At 64.2% G+C, this 19926-nt stretch carries 13 protein-coding genes; 5 read left to right on the top strand and 8 right to left on the bottom strand.

The genetic code is table 11. The annotated features are described in order from the left end of the window. Positions 1–85 precede the first annotated feature (85 nt). Both M3484_RS11565 and M3484_RS11560 read right to left on the bottom strand, forming a co-directional pair. Positions 86–1636, bottom strand: coding sequence for an ABC transporter substrate-binding protein (locus M3484_RS11565; protein WP_249496973.1), 1551 nt, complete (start codon positions 1634–1636; stop codon positions 86–88). A 28-nt stretch (positions 1637–1664) separates the two neighbouring features. Next, entirely contained in the window at positions 1665–3086 is a 1422-nt protein-coding gene (locus M3484_RS11560; protein WP_249496972.1) for an amidase, read from the bottom strand. Between the two features lie 145 nt (positions 3087–3231). On the opposite strand from M3484_RS11560, the gene M3484_RS11555 reads away from it, so the two are divergent. Further along, on the top strand, positions 3232–5883 hold the full coding sequence (locus M3484_RS11555; protein ID WP_249496971.1) for a winged helix-turn-helix domain-containing protein: 2652 nt from the start codon (positions 3232–3234) through the stop codon (positions 5881–5883). A gap of 628 nt (positions 5884–6511) precedes the next feature. Here the strand turns inward: M3484_RS11555 and M3484_RS23790 are convergent. Next, a complete protein-coding gene (locus tag M3484_RS23790) occupies positions 6512–7474 on the bottom strand; it encodes a helix-turn-helix domain-containing protein (RefSeq protein WP_249496970.1) in 963 nt (320 codons plus the stop codon). Positions 7475–7720: 246 nt separating this feature from the next. After that, positions 7721–8056 (bottom strand): ArsR/SmtB family transcription factor, encoded by a 336-nt coding sequence (locus M3484_RS11545; protein WP_249496969.1) that lies wholly within the window; start codon positions 8054–8056, stop codon positions 7721–7723. Positions 8057–8170: 114 nt separating this feature from the next. Here M3484_RS11545 and M3484_RS11540 point away from each other — a divergent pair, with 114 nt between their 5' ends. Beyond that, on the top strand, positions 8171–9376 hold the full coding sequence (locus tag M3484_RS11540) for an MFS transporter (protein ID WP_249496968.1): 1206 nt from the start codon (positions 8171–8173) through the stop codon (positions 9374–9376). A 99-nt stretch (positions 9377–9475) separates the two neighbouring features. On the opposite strand, the gene M3484_RS11535 is transcribed toward M3484_RS11540, so the two are convergent. The 3 genes from M3484_RS11535 to M3484_RS11525 all read right to left on the bottom strand — a co-directional run bounded on the left by M3484_RS11535 (position 9476) and on the right by M3484_RS11525 (position 13517). Continuing rightward, on the bottom strand, positions 9476–11431 hold the full coding sequence (locus M3484_RS11535) for an ABC transporter permease (protein WP_249496967.1): 1956 nt from the start codon (positions 11429–11431) through the stop codon (positions 9476–9478). Next, positions 11428–12462 (bottom strand): quaternary amine ABC transporter ATP-binding protein, encoded by a 1035-nt coding sequence (locus M3484_RS11530; protein WP_249496966.1) that lies wholly within the window; start codon positions 12460–12462, stop codon positions 11428–11430. The genes M3484_RS11535 and M3484_RS11530 overlap by 4 nt, the downstream gene beginning before the upstream one ends. Before the next feature lie 89 nt (positions 12463–12551). After that, positions 12552–13517, bottom strand: a complete 966-nt coding sequence (locus M3484_RS11525; RefSeq protein ID WP_092902883.1) for an ABC transporter substrate-binding protein — start codon at positions 13515–13517, stop codon at positions 12552–12554. A gap of 190 nt (positions 13518–13707) precedes the next feature. Here M3484_RS11525 and M3484_RS11520 point away from each other — a divergent pair, with 190 nt between their 5' ends. Further along, positions 13708–14445 (top strand): response regulator, encoded by a 738-nt coding sequence (locus M3484_RS11520; protein ID WP_092902885.1) that lies wholly within the window; start codon positions 13708–13710, stop codon positions 14443–14445. Here the strand turns inward: M3484_RS11520 and M3484_RS11515 are convergent. Further along, positions 14418–17282, bottom strand: a complete 2865-nt coding sequence (locus tag M3484_RS11515; protein WP_249496965.1) for an ATP-binding protein — start codon at positions 17280–17282, stop codon at positions 14418–14420. The two genes, M3484_RS11520 and M3484_RS11515, sit on opposite strands and share 28 nt — an antisense overlap. A gap of 126 nt (positions 17283–17408) precedes the next feature. Between M3484_RS11515 and torT the strand changes: the two genes are divergently transcribed. Then, a complete protein-coding gene (gene torT / locus M3484_RS11510; RefSeq protein WP_249496964.1) occupies positions 17409–18494 on the top strand; it encodes a TMAO reductase system periplasmic protein TorT in 1086 nt (361 codons plus the stop codon). A 112-nt stretch (positions 18495–18606) separates the two neighbouring features. Next, entirely contained in the window at positions 18607–19911 is a 1305-nt protein-coding gene (locus M3484_RS11505) for an ABC transporter substrate-binding protein (RefSeq protein WP_249496963.1), read from the top strand. The last annotated feature ends 15 nt before the right edge of the window (positions 19912–19926 follow it).

Raw genomic sequence — 19926 nt, 5'->3', positions numbered from 1 at the left:
TCGTCGCGGAAGGGGTGAGGGAAGCCTGAGAAAACAACTGGCGCGCCGCCCGAAAGGCGACGCGCAGGGGCAGATCGCCTGTCCGTCAGTCGGCCAGAGTCACATCGTTGAAGACAAGCGACACCATATGGCCAAGCTTGAAACCCTCAACCCTGGCCGAAGAAGCCATGAGCCAGTTCCAGCCGGGCGAAACCAGCGGCACGGCATAGCCATTGCTCAGCAGGTATTCTTCGGCTTCCTGCACTTTCGCCGCACGGGCCTCGCCGGTCAGCCTGCGCTGCTCGACAAGAATTGCATCCAGCGTGTCATTGACACCCATGCTGACAAAGCCGGGCTGTTTCCACAGGAAATACATGTAATCGGGATCGACGCCGGACATGCCCATGGTCCAGATCGTCGGTTTGATATCCGTCTTCAGGTTTTCCTGTGTCATGAAGTCGAAGAAAGCTGCGACCTCACGCGTCTGGATCTCGGCCTCGACATAGATTTCTGCCAGGTCCTGCTGCATGATCTGGTGCATCTGGTCAAAGCCCGGCAGCTTGTGGACCTGCAGGTTCACTTTCAGCGGATTGGCGGCGGAATAACCCGCAGCCTCCATCACCGCACGGGCCGCATCAGGATCATAGGAAACGCCCCATTCGGCACATTTTTCCTGATCCACCGCAAAGAGATTGGGGGCGACGGTGCAATTCGTGGCCGATACCAGCCCTTCATAGGCGATTTCGGCATAGGCCTCTTTGTTCAGGGCCATGCCGATGGCGCGCCGGATCTCTGGATTGTCCAGCGGGGCGACCCGCCAGGTAAAGGCCGCCAGCACCTGCTGGCCGGAATATTCCGCCGCATAGACGCGGAAATCAGGATCATCTTTCAGATCGACCGCCTCTTCCAGCGAGGGTTCGACGATATCCACCTCGCCCGAGCGCAGCGCTGCCATCCGGGCCACAGCCTCGGGGATCACCCGCAGGGTCACCCGGTCGAGATGCGGGCGGCCCGGATTTTCCACCAGCGGGTGCACATTGGTATAGGCGTCATTGGCCGTCAGCACGATGGCGTCGTTGCGCACCCATTTTTCCAGCCTGAACGGGCCGGTACCAATCGGGGTGAACTCGCCCCCGGAGAGCGCCGAAGGGCAGAGGAAGCCCGCCTGAATGCTGGTCAGGAACGAGGCGAAAGGACCGTAAGGCTCGCTCAGCGTCACCACCAGGCTGTCGTCTTCCACCGCCGTTGCCACCACCGGACCCCAGGCCGAGAGATTGGGGTTCAGTGTCTCGGGGTTGATCGCCCGGTCAAAACTGATTTTCGCGGCGGCCGCGTCGAACGGGCTGCCATCGTGGCAAGCGACACCGTCCCGGATCGCAAAGCGATAGGTCAGCCCGTCTTCCGAGACCTCATACCCGCCGGCCAGCCCCGGATGGATGGATCCATCCGCCGCCATGGTCAGCAAAGTGTCATAGATCATGCTGGTCACTTGCAGTGACTGGGTGGTGCTGGCGCGATGCGGATCAAGGCTGTCGGCATCGACACCACGCGCCAGCGTGATCTCATCCGCGAGTGAAGGTGCGGCAGCAAGGATGGCAGAGAGGCTCAGTGCCGACGAAAGCGTCAGCAGGCGCTTACGGCTGTTAGGATGTGACATCGGGGTTCCCTGTTGGCGTTTCTTGATTTCAGGTGGCAAAGACGGCCGGACGGCGGTTCCACCACGGGCGGGCGGTTTCCAGCTGGCTGCCAAGGCGGATCAGCAGATCCTCACGCGCCGGGGCGGCAGCAAATTGCACACCGACCGGCAGCCCGGCGGCATTCCAATGCAGCGGGACCGAGATCGCCGGCGCGCCGCTGATATTGTAGATATGGGTATAGGGCATCCAGGAGAGGTAAAAGCGGTAGTGCTCGCGCATGTCCACATCATGGGGGAATTCATCATGACGCAGTGGCGGCCGGGCCAGCGTCGGCGACAGGATGACGTCGAAACCATCAAACATCCGGTTCACCGCTTGCGCGACACCATGAACCGCCGCGGTTGCCATGCGCTGATCGACGGCAGAGAGCGCATTTCCGGCCGCGATCATCTCGTTCAGGGTTGCAGGGAAATCCGCCTCGGTCAGCGCACGCCCGAGCTGGGCTGCCTCAACCCGCATATCTGCCGCATATTCCGTCAGGATATAGGCTTCAAATCCCGGCCAGCCGTTTTCAGGCAGCTGCAGGCTGGCCGGGGCACAATCATGACCAAGGCTGTTCAGCAGCCGGGTGGCGTCCTCAACGGCAGCGAGGCAATCCCCGTCGGTCGGTGCGCCATAAGGCGCGTCGGTCAGCACGCCGATCCGCAACCGGCCCGGATCGCGGCGCAGTTCAGTGACGAAATTACCGCCCGATGGGCTGTTGTAGAACTGGCCCGCCGTTGGCCCGGCAGTAGCATCGAGGATCGCGGCGCTGTCGCGAACCGAACGGGTCAGCACATGCTCGACCAGCATCCCATCCCATGTCTCGCCGGCCGGTGCGGCCGGATTGCGCCCGCGCGACGGTTTCAGCCCGAAGACGCCGCAGCAGGATGCCGGCACCCGGATCGAGCCGCCGCCATCATTGCCATGCGCCGCCGGGACGATCCCTGCTGCCACAGCCGCCGCTGTACCGCCACTGGAGGTGCCGGCAGTATGTGCGGTATTCCACGGATTGTTCGTCTCGCCATGAAGCCGCGAGCGGGTGGTCCAGTCCATTGCCAGCTCCGGCACGGCCGTTTTGCCAAAAGTCACAAAGCCGGCGCTCTTGTAGCGACGCACCAGCTCAGTGTCCTCTGCGGGCTGGTGACCATTGCGCAACGGCGTTCCGGCACCGGTCGGCTGTCCGGCATAGTTTTGCGTCAGATCCTTGAGGAGGAACGGCACACCGCGGAATGGCCCGGCCCTCAGATCCTCATCGATGAAGCGGCGGGCTTCCTCAGGGAAAGTATGAACCACCGCATTCAGCGCGGGGTTCACCTGTTCGACGGCCGTGAGTGCCAGATCAAGAAGCTCCACGGGTGAGACATCCCCACGGGCGACCAGCTCGGCCAGCCCGGTCGCATCATATCCGACATATTCCGCAAGTTTCACTTCAGTCGCCTCACTTGATCTTTCGCGTCACAGCATGGCTGACAGCCTAGCCAGGCCTGGTCTGCGACACATGATCCCAAAGGGTGGCCTTGCAAAAAATCTTCTCTCACCCGAAAGTGTGAGACGACAGGGAGGCAGCCATTCCGTGACACCTACAGGGCTCAGCGACAGAAACAGCACCGCGCCCCGGCTGCATGCCGGGCTGCTGGATCGGCCGCGCCTGAGCAATCATGCCCGTGACCTTGGACGCTATCGGCTGGTGGTCGTACATGCGCCGGCGGGTTCCGGCAAGACAAGCCTGCTGAGCCAGTGGGCCCATGCGCTGCGCGCCGATGGCCAGCCGGTTGCCTGGTATGCCGCCTCGGACAGGCATCGCGAACATCTGCCGCTGGCAGATTGCCTGATGCATTCGCTGAACCGGCTGGACCAGCCCGACGAGACGACGTCTTCGACGCGCGATGAGGGGGCGGATGCTGATATGCGCCTGCTGGCCCGATTGCGGGATGCAGCCGGACCCGCAGGCGGACAGATCCGGCTGACAATCATCCTCGATGACTTCCATCTGATCGAGGGAGATGCCGAAACCAGGACATTGACCCGCATTCTTGCGGCAGGGTTCGAGCGCCTGACGCTGGTCGTTGCCGGGCGCAACCGCCCTGCCCTTCCGCTGGGGCGCTACCGGCTCGCCGGAGAATTGCTGGAACTGTCTTCGCGCGAGCTGCAATTCTCGGAAGACGAAGTGCAGTCCTTCTTCCGCTCTGGCATCGGACAGGATCTGTCGCATGAAGAAGCAAGGATCCTGCAGCAGTCAACCGAGGGCTGGGCTGCGGGATTGCGGCTGACCTCGCTGATTGAAAACGCGCCGAACAGCAGTTTCCTGCGCAGCGCACCCGCCGGCAGTCAGCGCGAATATGCAGAGTATTTTCTCGACGAGGTGATCGCCGGTCTGCCAGAGCAACTGTGCCAGTTTCTGGAACTGACCTCGGTGCTGGAGGCGCTGACACCAGAGCTTTGCGATGCGGTGACCGGGCAGGAAGGCTCTGCTGCGCTCCTTGCACAAATTGAAAGCGATCAGCTTTTCCTGACCGAAATGGCCGGGTCGCATCGGTGGTACAAGTATCATCAGCTGTTTCGCGAATTCCTGCAGGCCCGCTTGCGGGCCCGCGCGCCCACCGAGCTGCCGGCCCTGCATCTGCGCGCCTCGGAATGGTTCATCCGCGCCAATATGCCTTTTGACGCCGTGCATCATGCCTTCCGGGCCAACCGACCCGAACAGGCGGCAGCGCTGATTGAAGGGTATTGCACCTTCGACTATCTCAGCTACGGGCGGTTTGACACCTATTCGCACTGGATGGCTCAGCTGCCGCGCGAAAGCCGCGAAGCCCGGCCACTGCTCATGTTCCTGATGGTCTGGCGCTACATCAATCTGCGCCAGTTCCTGAAGGCAGAGCAGATATTGCAGACGCTGGCCCAGGGCCACCATGACCGCGGGCCCCTGGGCCAAGCTCCTGAAAAAACGCGCATGAATATCACGGGCCGGATCGATCTGATGCGGGCCCTGATCGGAGCCTATGGCGGCGATATGGTGGCCGCGCGCCGGCATATAGATGCCATCCCGGATGATGGGCTTGACGCACTTCCTTTTGGTCAGGTCGATCTGTTGTCGATCCATGCCTATGTGGCTTTGCATGAGGGGGATCTTGACCGTGCCGAACGCCTGACCTGGCGCGCACATACCATATATGATGAACTCGGTTGCCATTGGGGCCATGTGCATTCTCTTTGCATCGCCGGCATTTCCTATCTCGACAGATGCCGGCTGGCAGATGCTGAAAGGGTGCTTGCGATGGCGATGACCATCGCAAGGCAGCATTTCAGTGATACCTCTTATATGGTCGCACTCCCGTCCGCGCTGCAGGGGCAGCTCGCGCAGATGATGGGTGAGGCCACCAAGGCCGAAGCATTGTGGCTGGCCGCCTTGCAAAGTGAGAACACCCAGGTTCCGGGTCTTTGGGAACGAAAGCTCATACCTGTGGTCGGCCTGGTCCGGCTTTATGATCAGCAGGGCCGTGACTATGAGGCAACAACGCTTCTCCGCCGCTTCCACCGTGCCGCGATCGAGGAAGAGGATCTGCGCATGGAGTTCCGCCTCAGTATTGAAGCTGCAGACCGGGCCTTGCGGGGTGGCGATATCTCTGCGGCCCAGGATGGGCTTGGCAGGGTGCTGCGACAGGAAAGCGATGCACGTCTGCGGTTTGGCCCCGATATCTGGCAGATCTGGGAACCCTTTGGTGTCTTACTGGCGCGGGCGGCCCGGGCCGGACTGCTCGGGGGAGATCCAGAGGTGATGCTGACCACTTTATCTGAAACGGCAAAGAGCCAGGGCCGCACCGCATCAGAACTCTTTTGCCGGTCGGTGCTGGCCGGTCTGGTCGCGCAGCCCGACCATGAGCTTGACCGGCTGCGGCATGACATCAGGTCGGTCGGGCTGAAAGAGGCGGTGCCACTGCCCTGCGCGCGCCCCGCCGTCCCCGCACCCGTCTCTGGCGCCGCTGAGACAGGGCTTCCCTGGCGGCTGCGCGCGGCAGGGATAACCCCGCGCGAGATGGAGGTGCTGATGCTGATGCGGTCAGGGGCGCCCAATCACGAAATCGGACTGACGCTCGGGATCAACATCAATACGGTGAAGACCCATACCAAAAGCATTTTCGCCAAGCTGAATGTGCGCAACCGGACCGAGGCAGTGGTGTTGATTACGCCCCTGCTGAAGGATGCCGGCGCCCTGGACCTGAGATAGACCCTGCCAGAACCGCCTTCCGGATCTTTGCCCGGTGATCCGGCCAGGAGCTGCGCGCCTTTCTCCGCGATGAAGGGCGCGCGCTCGTCCCACCAGCGCCCGGGCAATTTTTCGGCGCGACAGGCCCAGAAGAGGGGCAAACGCGCCGCGCCGCTGCTTATCCCCGGATAATATCGGCGGCAGCTTCAACCGATCGTCGCAACAGCCCGTCCCTGACCATCCCCGTCCGCAGGTTCCGGGTCAGCCGTCAGACGCCCCAGCTCGTGGCCATGAACCAGGCACCGAGAACGGCCGCTGTCAGAAGCAGGATAATCCCCTGAGTCCTCATTCTCCGGGCCCTTCTCTGGGTTGAGGCGATATCAGCAAGAAACTGGTTTATGTGTCGATGGATCATTTTGCTGAGCTGGGGATTGCCTGTGTCCGTCACACGGCGAAACCATGGCGAAACTGAGTCCGCGCGGGAATCTGCCGGATCCTGCGCAACGGATGCCGCAGCGGAATACGCGCCTCAAGATCGGCGCAACCGATCAGCGCACCGCTCGTCATGTCCGCCGCGCGCTTCTTCAGCTCTGCTTTTGCGCGGCCCAGGGCGAAAAATGTTCCGAAACCCGGGACGGGGCGAGCCTCGTCATCGGCCTGACGGGAGGCGTCGGCCTGTCTGCGCCGCAGCGGCACGGGTGACCGAGGGCAATTCGCCGAACATCTGCCGGTAATCGCGCGAAAAATACCCGAGATGCCAGAAGCCGAACTGCGTCGCGGCTTCGGTTACGGGGCGGTCTGTCTGCAGCATCCGCCGCGCCTCAGACAGCCGCAGAGCGCGCAGATACTGCACCGGGCTGAGGCCGACCACCTCCTGGCAGGCATTCTGCAAGGTGCGGCGTGACAGCCCCAGCTCCACCGTCAGCTCAGCGACCGAGACCGGGCAGGTCTGGCCATCGGCGACCAGCTCGCGGATCGCATTGATCGTATCCCAGTGCCGGATGGTGCTGCGTCCTGCCTCAGCGGTGCCGGCTGGCTGCAACATGTCAAGGATCCAGCCCACCAGTCCGCGGCTGAAGGCGGCGGCAGCAGCGGGCAGTTCCTCAAGCCTGAGATCGAGCCCCTCTTCATGCAAGATCCCGTGCAGGAGCCGCCCGAGCTTTGCGGCCCGCGCGCCTGCTATCGGCAGGCTGCGGCGCCCGGAGGACAGGACCGTATCAAGCTGACGCAACATCGCCTCGAACACCGGATCGGCAAAACCATTCACATCGATCTCGATGCCCAGAAATTCGAATATATCGGGTGACAGGAATTCAAACCCCGACCGCCCGGAAAAAACGAGCAGACTGTTCGCGCCGACCTCTTCGCCGCAGATGCAGCTGCGCCCCCCTGCCCTGACCGGCAGGCCAAAGGCCAGCCGCCCAGCCGGCAGCGCACCGGTCTGCAAGACCGAGCGATTCATCCGTTCCGAAAACAGCCGCGCCGCGCCCAGCCGGAAGGTGCTGAGCGAGCCGGTAAAGGCCCCGGCATGCAGCTGGATGTAATCCTGTTCCCAGGCCTGCAGCAGCGTGGCCTGGTGGTGAACATCCTCACTGTGCCTGACGGATTGCACATTGCTACTCACAGCACCGGGCCCTTTCGATGGCGGCGGCCGCGCAGGCAGAAAATCCAGGGCAAAGCGAACCTGCCCTCCGATGGTTTCCGTGCGATTGTTTCTCCCGGCCCGTCCTGGATCCGGGACCATGGGCTCACGATAGGCGCAGGCTCTGGCTGTGGTCAATCTTTGTGACTGTCGAAGCCTGACCTGCCCGTCTTTAAAAGACCATTCAGACGCCGGAAGAGCCGTAAGCCGCAGGGATCAGCCCGGATCTTCGGCAAGAACCGCCCGCATCAGCCCGGGAAACCGCCGGTCGAGATCTTCAAGCCTGAGGCTCAGAAGCCGCCCGCGCCCTGCCGGTTCGTTGCGCATGACCCCCGCTTCGCGCAGCACTTTCATATGATGCGATTTGGTCGATTTCGGCGCATCCGGGTTCTGGAGATGGCATTGCGCCATTTCCAGCGCGCCGCTGGCGATCTGGCGCACGATCTCGAGGCGCGCCGGGTCGCTGAGTGCGAAAAGGATATCGGTCAGAACCAGATCCTCGCCGGGCGGGTGGTAAAGACTGAGCGGTGTGAAACTGTCTTGATCGGCCATGGTTCGAATATAGTTGAACAGTCTCGGGTTTGTCAGTAGAAATCCGTTCGAAGAATATCGAACCATCACGGCCCGCCTGGCCATTCCTCCTGAAGACCTCCACGAAAGCCTCCCATGACCATTTCCGCCCAGCCGGGCTCTGCCAGATCCTCCCGCCGCCGCGCGGGGTTTATCATTGCGGCACTGGCGGGAGGGGTGATGATGGCCAGCTCCAGCGCGCCCTCGCCCTTTTATCCGGTGCTGCAACGCGAGATGGGGTTCTCGGCCACGACGCTGACCGCGATTTTCGCCGTCTATGCGATTGTGCTGCTGGCGACGCTGCTGACCGGCGGTTCGGCCTCGGACCATATCGGGCGGCGGCCGGTGCTGAGCTTTGGCTTCGTACTGCTGGCGGGCTCGATGCTGGGCTTTGCTTTGGCCACCGGGCCGGCGGGTCTCTTCATCGCCCGCGCGGCCCAGGGGATTGGCTGTGCGCTGTTGCTGACTTCGGCCTCAGCCGCCGTCACCGATCTTGAACCCGCGAGCCGCCCCGGCCTTGCCCAGGTCTGCAACTCGGTCATCCCGCTGGCCGGTATGGCAGCAGGCGCGCCGCTGGCCGGCGTGGTGATGGAACATGCCATTGACGCACGCCTTGATGTCTTTCTTGCGATCACGCTGATCTGTCTGGGATTTGCGGCGCTTGTCTGGAAAATGCCCGAGACCTCGCCGCGCCATGCCGGGCTTTTACAGTCTTTGCGTCCGCAGGTGGGCATTCCGGTGCCAACGCGCGCGGCCTTCTGGCAGAGCACACCCGCCATCATTGCCGGCTGGGCAACCGGAGGGCTCTATCTCTCGCTGGGGGCGCCTGTGATTTCGGTGTTTTTCGGGATCACCAGCTTTGTGACCCAGGCGCTGGTTGTGACGCTGTTGTCAGGCATGGGCGCAATGGCCTGTTTCATTGCCCGCCGCTACACGCCGCGCCAGGTGATGCTTTACGGAACCTTCGCCCTGGCGCTTGGCACAGCGCTGACGCTGACCGGGATCTGGCTTCGGGTGCTGCCGCTTTACCTGATCGCGCTGACGCTTGCAGGCACCGGGTTCGGCACCTGCTTCTACGCCTCTTTGCGCACCATCGTGCCGCTTTGCCCGCCGGATGAGCGCGGCAAGCTCTTTGCCGCCCTGTTCACGCTGAGCTACCTGGCCTTTGGTCTGCCAGTGGTCGCGGCCGGCTTTGCCATCCCCCGGATCGGGCTGGATGCGACAGTGCTGACCTATGGGGTGATCATCACCGTGATGGCGGCGCTGGCCTGGGCCTGGCGCCGGTTCGGCAGCCAGAGCTGACCCCCTGCCCGCTTCGCAACAATCTGATTTTCCGGCGCGCCGCTGTCACGGCGCGCCGGCTGACATCCGCCGGCGCCGCAGGCGGAAAGCGGGTCGGCGTCAGGCGCCGGCCCCCTTCCCCATCCGCTGAGCCTGCCGGCTGATCAGGTGATCGACCGCCAGCCCAAGGAAGGCAACCGCCAGCCCCAGCACCATCCCCTTGCCGACATCGCTGGCCGAAAGCGCGCGTTGCAGTTCCTGGCCCAGATCCTGGGTGCCGATAAAGGCCGCGATGATCACCATGAACAGCGAGAACATCACCGACTGGTTCACCCCCACCAGCATCACCGGCGCCGCCATCGGCAATTGCACATGCCAGAGCATCTGTCGCCTTGTCGTGCCGCTCATATGCGCCGCCTCGATCAGTTCCGGTGCAACACCGCGCAGCCCCTCGATCGTATAGCGCACCAGGGGCACGGCTGCGAAAGTCACCACCGCCATCACCACGGCCACGTCATTGACGCCGAACAGCATCACGACCGGGATCAGATAGATGAAGCTCGGGAAGGTCTGGAGCGAGTCGCAGACCAGCAGCACCCGGTTCGCGCGGGTCTCGGAGGCCGATGCCCAGATCCCCAGCGGAAATCCGATCAGCGCCGCCAGGAAGACCGAGAACCCGACCATATAGACGGTGATCATGGCCCGGTCCCACCAGCCCGAAAGGGCAATGGCGCCGATGAAACCCAGCATGACCAGCGCCGATCTCCAGCCGCCGACCGCCCAGCCTGCCGCCGCGACCGCCAGCAGCACCGCGCTGAAGGGCAGCCACAGGATCGCATCGCGCAGCGGGATCAGCACCCAGGTGATCAGGAACCACCTCAGCCAGGTCGTCACCGGATCGACCAGCCGGATCAGCCAGTCGACCAACGCATCGACCGGGGCCGCAATGCTCAGCGCGTCGCGGCGCGGCACCTGGGCCAGCAGCGGAAAGACCAGCGACAGGGCAAAGGCCAGGGCAATCGCAACCGCCCAGACCAGCAGAACCGGGTGACGCCGCGCCCAGGACAGCCCCTCTGCGTGATGCAGCGGCTGGCGTTTCGCCCAGGCCCGGCTCAGCCGGTCAAGCACCACCGCGATCAGCACGATGGTGATGCCGATCTCGACCGAAAGCCCGATCTTCAGCGCCTGCAACAGTTGCAGCAGCTTTTGCCCCAGCCCCGGCATGCCGATAAAGCTTGCGAGCACCACCATGGCCAGGCATTGCATAATCACCTGGTTGACGCCGATCAGGATGTCACTGCGCGCCGTCGGGATCCGCACCCGGGTCAAAAGCTGCCAGGGCGTAGAACCGGACATACGACCGGCCTCGATCACCTCTTCTGGCACTTTGCGCAGGCCCAGTTCGGTCATCCGAATCATCGGCGGCACCGAAAAGATGATGGTGACAATCGCCCCTGCTTTCGGCCCGACCCCGATGAAAACAACAACCGGGATCATATAGGCGAAATGCGGCAGGCTTTGCGCTACATTGAGGATCGGGTTCAGCACCCGCTGCACCCCCGTCCAGCGCCAGGCGGCGATGCCAAGCAGCATCCCGGCAAGCACCGAGAACGGCGCCGCAACCACGATGACCGAAAGCGTCTCCATCGCCCATTGCCACTGGCCCATGACCGCGATCCAGACGAATGTCCCCCCCGCAAGCGCGGCAAGCTTCCACCCTCCGAGCCACCAGCCAAGCGCCGCCATCGAGATCGCCACCACCGACCAGGGCAGCGGGCCAAGCCTCGGCCAGCGGTTCTTGCCGTAAAGGATATTCGCGGTCACATCGAGCAGCCATTCCAGCATGGCGGCAAAGGCGCGGGTGACCTGCATCAGCCCCAGATCATCGCGCAGAAAGGCAAAACCCGCATTGATCCAATGCGCGAAGGGCAGCACCAGCCAGTCCTGCAGCCGCAGCAGCTCTGCGGGCAGAAGATCGCGGCCAAGGATCAGCACGGCTGCAAGGCCCAGCATCAGCCAGACGGCACGCGGCCGGGGCGAAGACGACGAAAGATCGATCCGGTCCACCATGCTCATGCCGCTTCGCCCAGCAAAATATCAAGGGCGTGGCGGCGTTCCAGCATACCGGTGACACGGCCGGTGCCATCCGCCACCGGAATCCAGTCGCGGCTGTCATTGACCAGCCGGCGCGCCAGATCACGCAGCGTATGGCCCCCGGGCAGTGCCGGCCCCTCGATGGCGCGACCCGCCACCGGGCCGGCGAGGCCCGAGACATGCAAAACCCGCGCGCGGTCGATCTCGGCGGTGAAGCGCGCGACATAGTCTGTCGCGGGCTGCAGAACGATCCGGTCCGGCGTGTCGATCTGTTCGACCCGCCCGTCCTTCATGATCGCGATACGATCGGCAAGGCGCAGCGCCTCGTCGAAATCATGGGTGATGAAGATGATGGTCTTTTTCAGCATCCCCTTGAGGCGCAGGAACTCATCCTGCATCTCGCGCCGGATCAGCGGATCAAGCGCCGAAAACGGCTCGTCGAGGAACCAGATATCCGGCTCGACCGCAAGCGAGCGCGCAATGCCGACCCGCTGCTGCTGGCCCCCGGACAGTTCGCGCGGAAAATAGCCCTCGCGACCCTTAAGCCCCACCAGCGCCAGCATTTCGCGGGCGCGTTCAATCCGCGCCGCCCGGGGCTGCCCGCGCATTTCCAGCGGAAAAGCCACGTTTTCCAATGCATTGCGGTTCGGCAGCAGGCCAAAGCTCTGGAACACCATGCCCATCTTGCGGCGCCTGAGATCGATCAGCGCCGCCTCGTTCAGCTTGCCGATATCCTGGCCCTCGATCAGGATCTCGCCCGCCGTGATTTCATTGAGGCGCGACAGGCACCTGACCAATGTCGATTTCCCGGATCCCGACAGCCCCATCACCACCAGCATCTCGCCTGGCATGATATCGAGTGAGACATCATGCACCGCTGTCACATGCCCTTCAGGGCGCGCGCCAGGATCCGCGCGCAAAGCAGCCAGCGCGGCCTCGGGGCGGGGTCCGAACACTTTCCAGACATTGCGGCAGGAGATGACAGGTTGCGGGCGGGGCGGGAAGTCAGTCATACGGGTCTCCGGGCTGAAGCAGCCCGCCCCTGAACGCCAGAACGGGGGCGGGCCTGAGAGGCTATCCTTGGGTCACAAAGACTGCGGGCTTATTCCAGCCAGGGTTTCCAGATGGCCTCGTTCGCGCTCAGCCATTCGGCCGCCGCATCTTCCGGCTCCATCCCGTCGACATCGACCAGCTTGGCCATTTCCGCGATCTGCGGATTGGTGAAGCTGACCTTTTGCAGGACGGCATAGGCGGCCGGCCATTTTTCGGGCATCCCATCCCAGGCGGCGATCTTCAGATAGCCGTCTGCGGGGTTGCCGCAATCATAGACCTTGTCCGGATGCAGACCGACCGCCGGATCGGTGTCGCAGCCCGGTTCCCATTTCGGGAATTCGACGAACTCACCCGGCCAGACGGCTTCGGCGAAATTCGGGGTCCAGTTGAAGAGCACGATCGGCGTCTTGTCCTTTTCCGCTGCTGCGAGTTCCGCCCAGAGTGCTGCTGCCGAGCCGGCATTGACCACGGTGAAATTCATCGACAGCGCATCGACCTTTTCGGCGTCATGTTTCAGCCAGTCGACCGGGCCGCCCAGGAAACGTCCCTTCTCGCCGGTCTCAGGTGTGGCGAAAACGGCGGCGCAGGCATTCAGCGCCTCCCAGTCGGGCAGGCCCGGGCAGGCTTCTTTGGTCCAGAGCGGGTACCACCAGTCTTCGCGCGTCACTGCATTATGGTTGCCGGCCTCATGGATGCCGCCCTTCGCCACCGCTGCATCAAAAGAGGCGCCGAATGCACCCTCCCAGACCTCGACTTCCAGCGCGGCATCGCCCAGCCGGATCGCTTCATAGACCGCCTGGCTGTCGGTCGAGACATATTCAACGGAATTGCCCATGCCTTCGAAGATCTGGCCCACGGCATGGCTCATGACGATCTGGCTGGACCAGTTATGGATCGGGATGGTGATCGGGTCTGAGGAATCCTCGGCTTGTGCCGCGCCTGCAAGGCTGGCGGCGACAAAGATCGGTGCAAGGGCAAGCCTTGCCGACCGCGACAGGCGGCTGGTTCTGGTCATGTGGTTTTCCCTGTTGTGAGGCCCGCGCGGGTTTTCCCGCTGCGGCGGTGGTCGGGAGGTTCGGCCTCTCCTGACCCTCAGGCTAGCCAGAGGTTGTTACCGGGTAAGCCCTTTAGGATGAACAGGCTGGATTAAATTGTGAAAGATTGTTAACAGAAAGAAATATCCCCTTATTCCGGCCAGGAGCGAGATGACCGCCAGCCCCCGATCAGCGTCGCAAGGCCCGCGCCCCCGGCCCGCGCATATCCTGATCGTCGAGGACGAGCCGGTCACCCGCAAAACGCTGGCCAGCTATCTCGAAGGATTCGGCTACCGGATCTCGGAATGCGATACCGCCGAAGAGGCGGAATATCTGCTCGCGAGCGATACGCCCGATCTTCTGCTGGTCGATATCAACCTCTCGGGCCGCGACGGGCTGGAGATCACCCGCGATCTTCGCGCGCGCTCAGAGATCGGCATCATCCTGATCTCGGGCCGCACCGATGAGGTCGACCGCATCATCGGGCTGGAACTTGGCGCCGATGATTATGTCTGCAAGCCCTTCAATCGGCGCGAGCTGCTGGCGCGGATCAAGAACCTTCTGCGCCGCACCCAGGCATTGCGGCTTCTGGAGCGGAAATCGCTGCGGTTTGAAGGCTTTACCTTTGACCTTGCGACCCGCGCGCTGACCGGGCCGGAGGGGGCCGTGATCCCCCTGACCCGTGCGGAATATGAACTCCTCAGGGTTTTTGTCACCGCGCCGGGCCTGGTGCTGGACCGTGACCGGCTGGCAAGCGCAATCTCGCCCCGCCGCAGCGGGGTGAATATCCGCAGCGTTGACGTGCTGGTGCAAAGGCTGCGGGTCAAGCTTGGTGATGACCCGCGCAGCCCCCGCATCCTCGCCACCGCGCATGGCGAAGGCTATTTGTTCACCGCCGCGCTGGATTGAGCCGACAAGGCCGCCAGATCCGCCCGTATCGCAGTTTTGGCCCGGCCCACAAGCGCGCCAAGCCGCGCCAGCGCCGGTCCCGGGTCACCCCCCTCCCGCGCTGCACGCTCGGTCTCCTGAAGACAGCCCGTCAGGGCGGCGAGATCAAAATTCGCCGCAGCGCCCGCCAGCTGATGCGCCTCGCGCGCGAGGGTGGCCATATCGCCGCGCGCAACCGCCGCGCGGATCAGGGGCAGCGCAAGATCAAGTCGGCTGAGAAACAGCCCCGCCAGATCTGCCACCACATCGGGCGGCAGATCTGCCAGCGCGCCCTGCAAGACCGGATCCCCCTGACGACAAACATCCGCCAGCGCCGCCATAAGCCGCTGCGGTGAAAGCGGTTTCGCCAGCATCAGCGCCATGCCTGCAGCAAGGCTCGCCTCGGTTTCGCGGCCCGCAATATGGGCCGAGATCCCGATCACCGGCACGCCAGCCCGGGCGGGATCGGGCAACGCGCGAATGCGCCTGAGCGCCTCGGTGCCGGAAATATCGGGCAGATCGACATCCATCAGCACGGCGTCGTAATCACCCGCCGCTGCCAGATCGACCGCGGCCAGCCCGGTTTCGGCCATCTGCAACCGATGCCCGAGCGGCGTCAGGATCGCCGCCACCACCATGCGGTTGACCGGGTGATCCTCGACCACCAGCAGGGAAAGCGGCCGCAGATCAACCGGGGCCACCACGGGCGCCGGCGCCGGCGCGGCTGCGACCGGCAACTCCAGTTCCAGCACGAAAACCGCGCCGGGAGGGGCCGCATCTTCCAGCCAGAGCCGCCCGCCCATCTGCGCGGCAAAGCGCCGGCAGATCGCAAGACCCAGCCCGGTGCCACCGAATTGCCGTGCAGCGGGCGTCTCGCCACGCTCGAACGGCTCGAAGATCCGCTCACGGGCCTCGGACGCGATGCCGGGGCCGGTATCGCTGACCCGAAACCGCAGCATCACCCGGCCAGGCCCGGCCGGGGTCGCGGTCACGGCCAGCGCCACATGGCCCCCCGGCGTGTAGCGGATCGCATTTGAGAGAAGGTTCACAAGGATCTGCCGCAACCGCCCGCGATCCCCGGTCACGTGCCCGGGCAGATACGGCGCCAGGGTGATTTGCAGCGCGAGCCCCTTTTCCCCGGCCACCGGTCTGAGCAGCCATTCCGCATCCGCGACCAGTTCAGACAGCGAGAAATCGGCGCTGGCCGCCCGCGCCTCATCGCGGTCGGGCCGGATGAAGTCGAGAATATCGCCGAGGATCCCCATCATCCGCTCGCCCGACAGCTCCAGCGCCGAAAGCTGATCAAGCTGCTGCGGCGTCAGCCCGTCGCGCGGCAGCGAGCGGATCATCCCCTGCATCCCGTTCATCGGCGTGCGGATCTCATGGCTCATCATCGCGAGGAATTCGGATTTCGCGCGATCCGCAGCTTCGGCTTTTTCCCGGGCGATGTCATGCGCCGCGACCTCTTCGCGCAGGGCATGGGTCCGCTCATCGACCAGATCGCGCAATTCGTTGCGGTGCCGGTGCAATTCATCGAGGTGGCGCGCCCGCTCTTCCTCCAGCGCGTCATTATGGATCGCCTGGGCGCGGAACACCGCCACCGCACGCTCCATCCCCGCAATCTCATCCTGGCCCCGGGGCTGGATTTCCTCGCCGATCGCCCCCCCCGCCAGCCGCGTCATCGACAAAGACAACCGGTCGAGCCGGCGCGAGATATTGCCGCGCACATAGAACCAGAACACCGCAAGCGAGGTGATCAGCGCCGTCACCGCCCCCCAGGCCTGCAGGCTTTGCGCATAGCGGATCGCCGACAGGACGCCCGTCCCGGCCTCGGTCGCCCGTGCGCTCACAGAGGCTGCCAGCACCCCGGTGCTCTTGTCGATCCGGCCCACCGCCTCGATCACATTATCCCCGGCCGAGGCGATGCGGCCCTCCAGCGTCAGAACCGCAGCTGTCGCATCCAGTATATCCGGCGCGCCGCGCGCCCTGGCGCCGGGCGTACGCGGCGCCCCGGCGCGGATCACCGTCAAAAGCGCCAGCGCCCGGTTGGCGCGTACCGGATCGGCAATCGTCTGCACCCGGCGCGAGACGATAGCGAGGCGTTCTTCCATCGCCCGGCGCAGCCCCGCAAGCTCTTCGGTCGCGCCTGAAGGCCGGTCCGGCACGGTGGCGAGGCGGTTGAGCAACAGCCCCAGTTCAGAGGCATGGGCGCGCATCTCGAACATCAGGCTCAGCTGGAAAAGATCGACCTCGATCAGCTTGTCGAGCGCGGCAAATCCCGCTTCCCCGCTGGTGGGGCCGATCTCGTAAAGGCTGGAAATCGTCGCGGATGCGGCGGCTTCGGCATTGGCGACCATCGTATCGGCAATGCCGCCAAGCTCGGCAGCGGCGGCAATGCCCTCGCCGATATGCTGACGCAGCGTGAGCCGCGCGAGAATGCGGCGTTGCACCACCAGATCCAGCACGCCAATCGCACCGCGCAGATCGCGGATCGCGATCTCAAGCCCGGCGATCGCTTCGCGGTCGCTGTTTCTGTAGGGCGCCAGCCGCCTGTTCAGCACATCCACCTGGTCAAAGAGCCAGGCGGTACGCTCGCGCCGCTCGGCCTCGGTCTGCACCAGGGCCAGTTCAGGGGCCAGTGCCACGATCCGCGCGCTGGATTCGGCAAATCCGCGCAGCCCGGCCAAAGCCGGAATCGTGCGCTCGCTCGCCTCTTCCTGGGCGCGGATGGTGCCGCTGAGTTCAAGCCAGCCGATCAGCGCCGCCGCCAGCGGCAGGCCGGTGATGACAAGAAAGGCCGTCAGAAGCCGGGAGCCCAACCCCCTGCCTCCTTTGCTTCCCCTTGTCGCCAGATCACCCTGCATCACCTGAATCGCCTCTTTCCCTGTCCGGGATTTCCGCCGAAACTGGCACGTAACCGCCGCGAGGCCATCCGAAAAATGCATATGACCCGTCCGACCGCCGCCCTCATTGCCGTGACAGGCGTGATTTTTGCCCTCAGCGGGTCTTTCGGCGGTCTTCGCGCCGAGCCGGCCGGGACGCCTTGGTCCCTTCTGGTCCATGACCACCCGATGGATGACGCAAGCCCGACCCATCCGCTCAGCTATCAGCCGCTGGATCACGCCGCGCAGCCCTGGCAGCTATGCATCCTCTACCCGCATCTCAAGGATTCCTACTGGCTCAGCGTCAATCACGGCATGGCAGAAGAGGCGCGCCGCCTCGGCGTCGGCTTCACGCTGTATGAGGCCGGCGGCTATCCCAATCTCACACGCCAGATCGAACAGGCCGAGGCCTGCGTGGCCGCCGGGGCCGATGCGCTGATCATCGGCACAGTGTCTTATGACGGGATGACGCCGGTGCTGACCCGGATCGCCCGGACCATGCCGGTAATCGCTGCGGTGAATGACATCGCGCCCGAAGGGATCAGCGCCAAGGCCTCTGTGCCCTGGCGCGAGATGGGCGCCGCCGCCGGAAAAGCGCTGGCCGCGCGTCACCCGAAAGGCAGTGCCCCGGTCTCGGTCGCCTGGTTTCCCGGGCCGGAAGGCGCAGGCTGGGTACGTTTCGTCGATGAGGGGTTCCGCGCGGCGCTTGCAGACAGTTCGGCCCGGATCACCGAGGTGCGGCACGGCGATACCGGGCGCGAAGAGCAGGTGCTTCTCATCGAGGATGTGCTGGAGGCCACACCCTGGCCCGATTACCTCGTCGGCTCCGGCCCGATGGCCGAGGCGGCGGTGTCGATCCTGCGCGCGCGCGGGCGCGACGATATCGGCATCCTCTCGGATTACATGACCCATGCCGTGCATCGCGGCATCCTGCGCGGCAAGATCCTGGCCGCCCCCTCGGATTTCCCGGTTTTACAGGGGCGGCTGGCGGTGGAAATGGCGGTCCGCGCGATTGAGGGGAAGCTTGACATCCGCCATGCTGGCCCGGCCATCGTAACCGTGACGCCAGAGACAATCCGCAGCTATGATGCTGATGCGACCCTCGCCCCTGCCGATTTCGCACCGGTGTTTTCGTCTGAGCCGGAATAGGCCCTGCAAGGCAATTCAGCAGCATAGCCAGCACCCAGTTTCCTGAGCGTGAAATTACTTGACTTAAGACCGGGCGTTGGCCCTGATACCGGCAGCCCCGAAACGGACAGCCATGCTGAAAAGCCCCCGCCCTGGCGGCGCAAACCGCCGCAACATCCTCACCGCCACCCTGGGCGCTGCCGTCAGCGCGCTGACGGCCGGGTTCTGGCCGCGCGCCGCCGGGGCCGCTGAAGACCGGGTAAAGGTCGGCTTTCTTGGCCCCCTGAGCGGCCCGGTCGCCGCCTGGGGCCAACCGGGTCTGGATGGCAGCCGACTCTGGGCGGAATGGATCAACGCGGCGGGCGGTATCCGCATTGGCGGGCGCCAGCTGCCAGTCGAAATCCTGGCTTTCGATGATGAATATGACCCGGCCCGCGCCAGAATCGGCGCACAAAAGCTGATCCGGCGCGATGGCGTCAGCTTTCTCATGATGCTGGGTGGCGACACCTGGCCCGGTGCCGCGCCCCTGGTGCAGGAGACAGGGATGCTCGCCTCGACCCTGCTGCCCTCGGATCTCAGCCCCGAGACCACAACGCTCATCGCCCCTGCCGAGGTTCACCCGATCTATAATGTCACCGGCGTCGACTGGCTGGCGCGCAACCGCCCCGGGCTTCGCTCTGCCGCGATCTGCGCCCAGGATGATGTGTTCGGCCTGCCTTCAATCGCAACATACCTGGCCGCCTTTGCCGCCGCCGGGATTCGCATGACTGATGAGCCGTTTTTTTTCGACCCCGCCACCAGCGATTTTGAGCCGCTGGTGCGCCGGATGCTGTCGGGAAAACCAGAGATCGTCTGCCTTGACACCTGTTATCCCGATTACATTCTGCCGATCTGCGAACAGCTTTTCCGCCAGGGGTTTCGCGGCCAGATCCTCTCCTGCACGCTGGATTTCCACGACCGCATCATCGCCCATACCTCGCCCGAATTCCTGGAAGGCGCGATCTTCCAGTTTCCCGATTTCGACGACCCCGCCCTTGCAGCCCCCGAGGTGAATTTTCGCGACCCGGCGCGGTTTCATGCCGAATATGAGACCCGATTTCCAGGTCAGTGGAGTTCGGTCTCCTGGCAATATGCCGCTATTCTGGATCTGTGGAGGGCGGCGGCCGAGGCCGCTGACAGCACCGCGCCGGATGCCGTGCTGTCGGCAATGAAATCGGGCCGGGGGCTGCGTCATGTCTTCGGCCCCGCGCGCTGGTGGGGCGACGACCTGTTCGGCATTTCCAATGCCCTGGTCGGAAACTGGCCTGTGGTCGAAATATCCGGCGGCAAGGCGCATATTCGTGAATTCACCTCGGTGACCGACTGGTATGACCGCCACGGCGCCCTTTTGCACCGGGAGATGGAGCGTTATGGCCAGCTCTGGAGCCAGCGTGTCTGAGCTTTTGCGCCGCCT

The sequence above is a fragment of the Pseudomonas sp. GX19020 genome, from assembly GCF_023371075.1.
In the GTDB taxonomy this organism is placed as follows: Bacteria; Pseudomonadota; Alphaproteobacteria; order Rhodobacterales; family Rhodobacteraceae; genus Pseudogemmobacter.
This window is presented reverse-complemented; position numbering and strand designations above follow the sequence as displayed.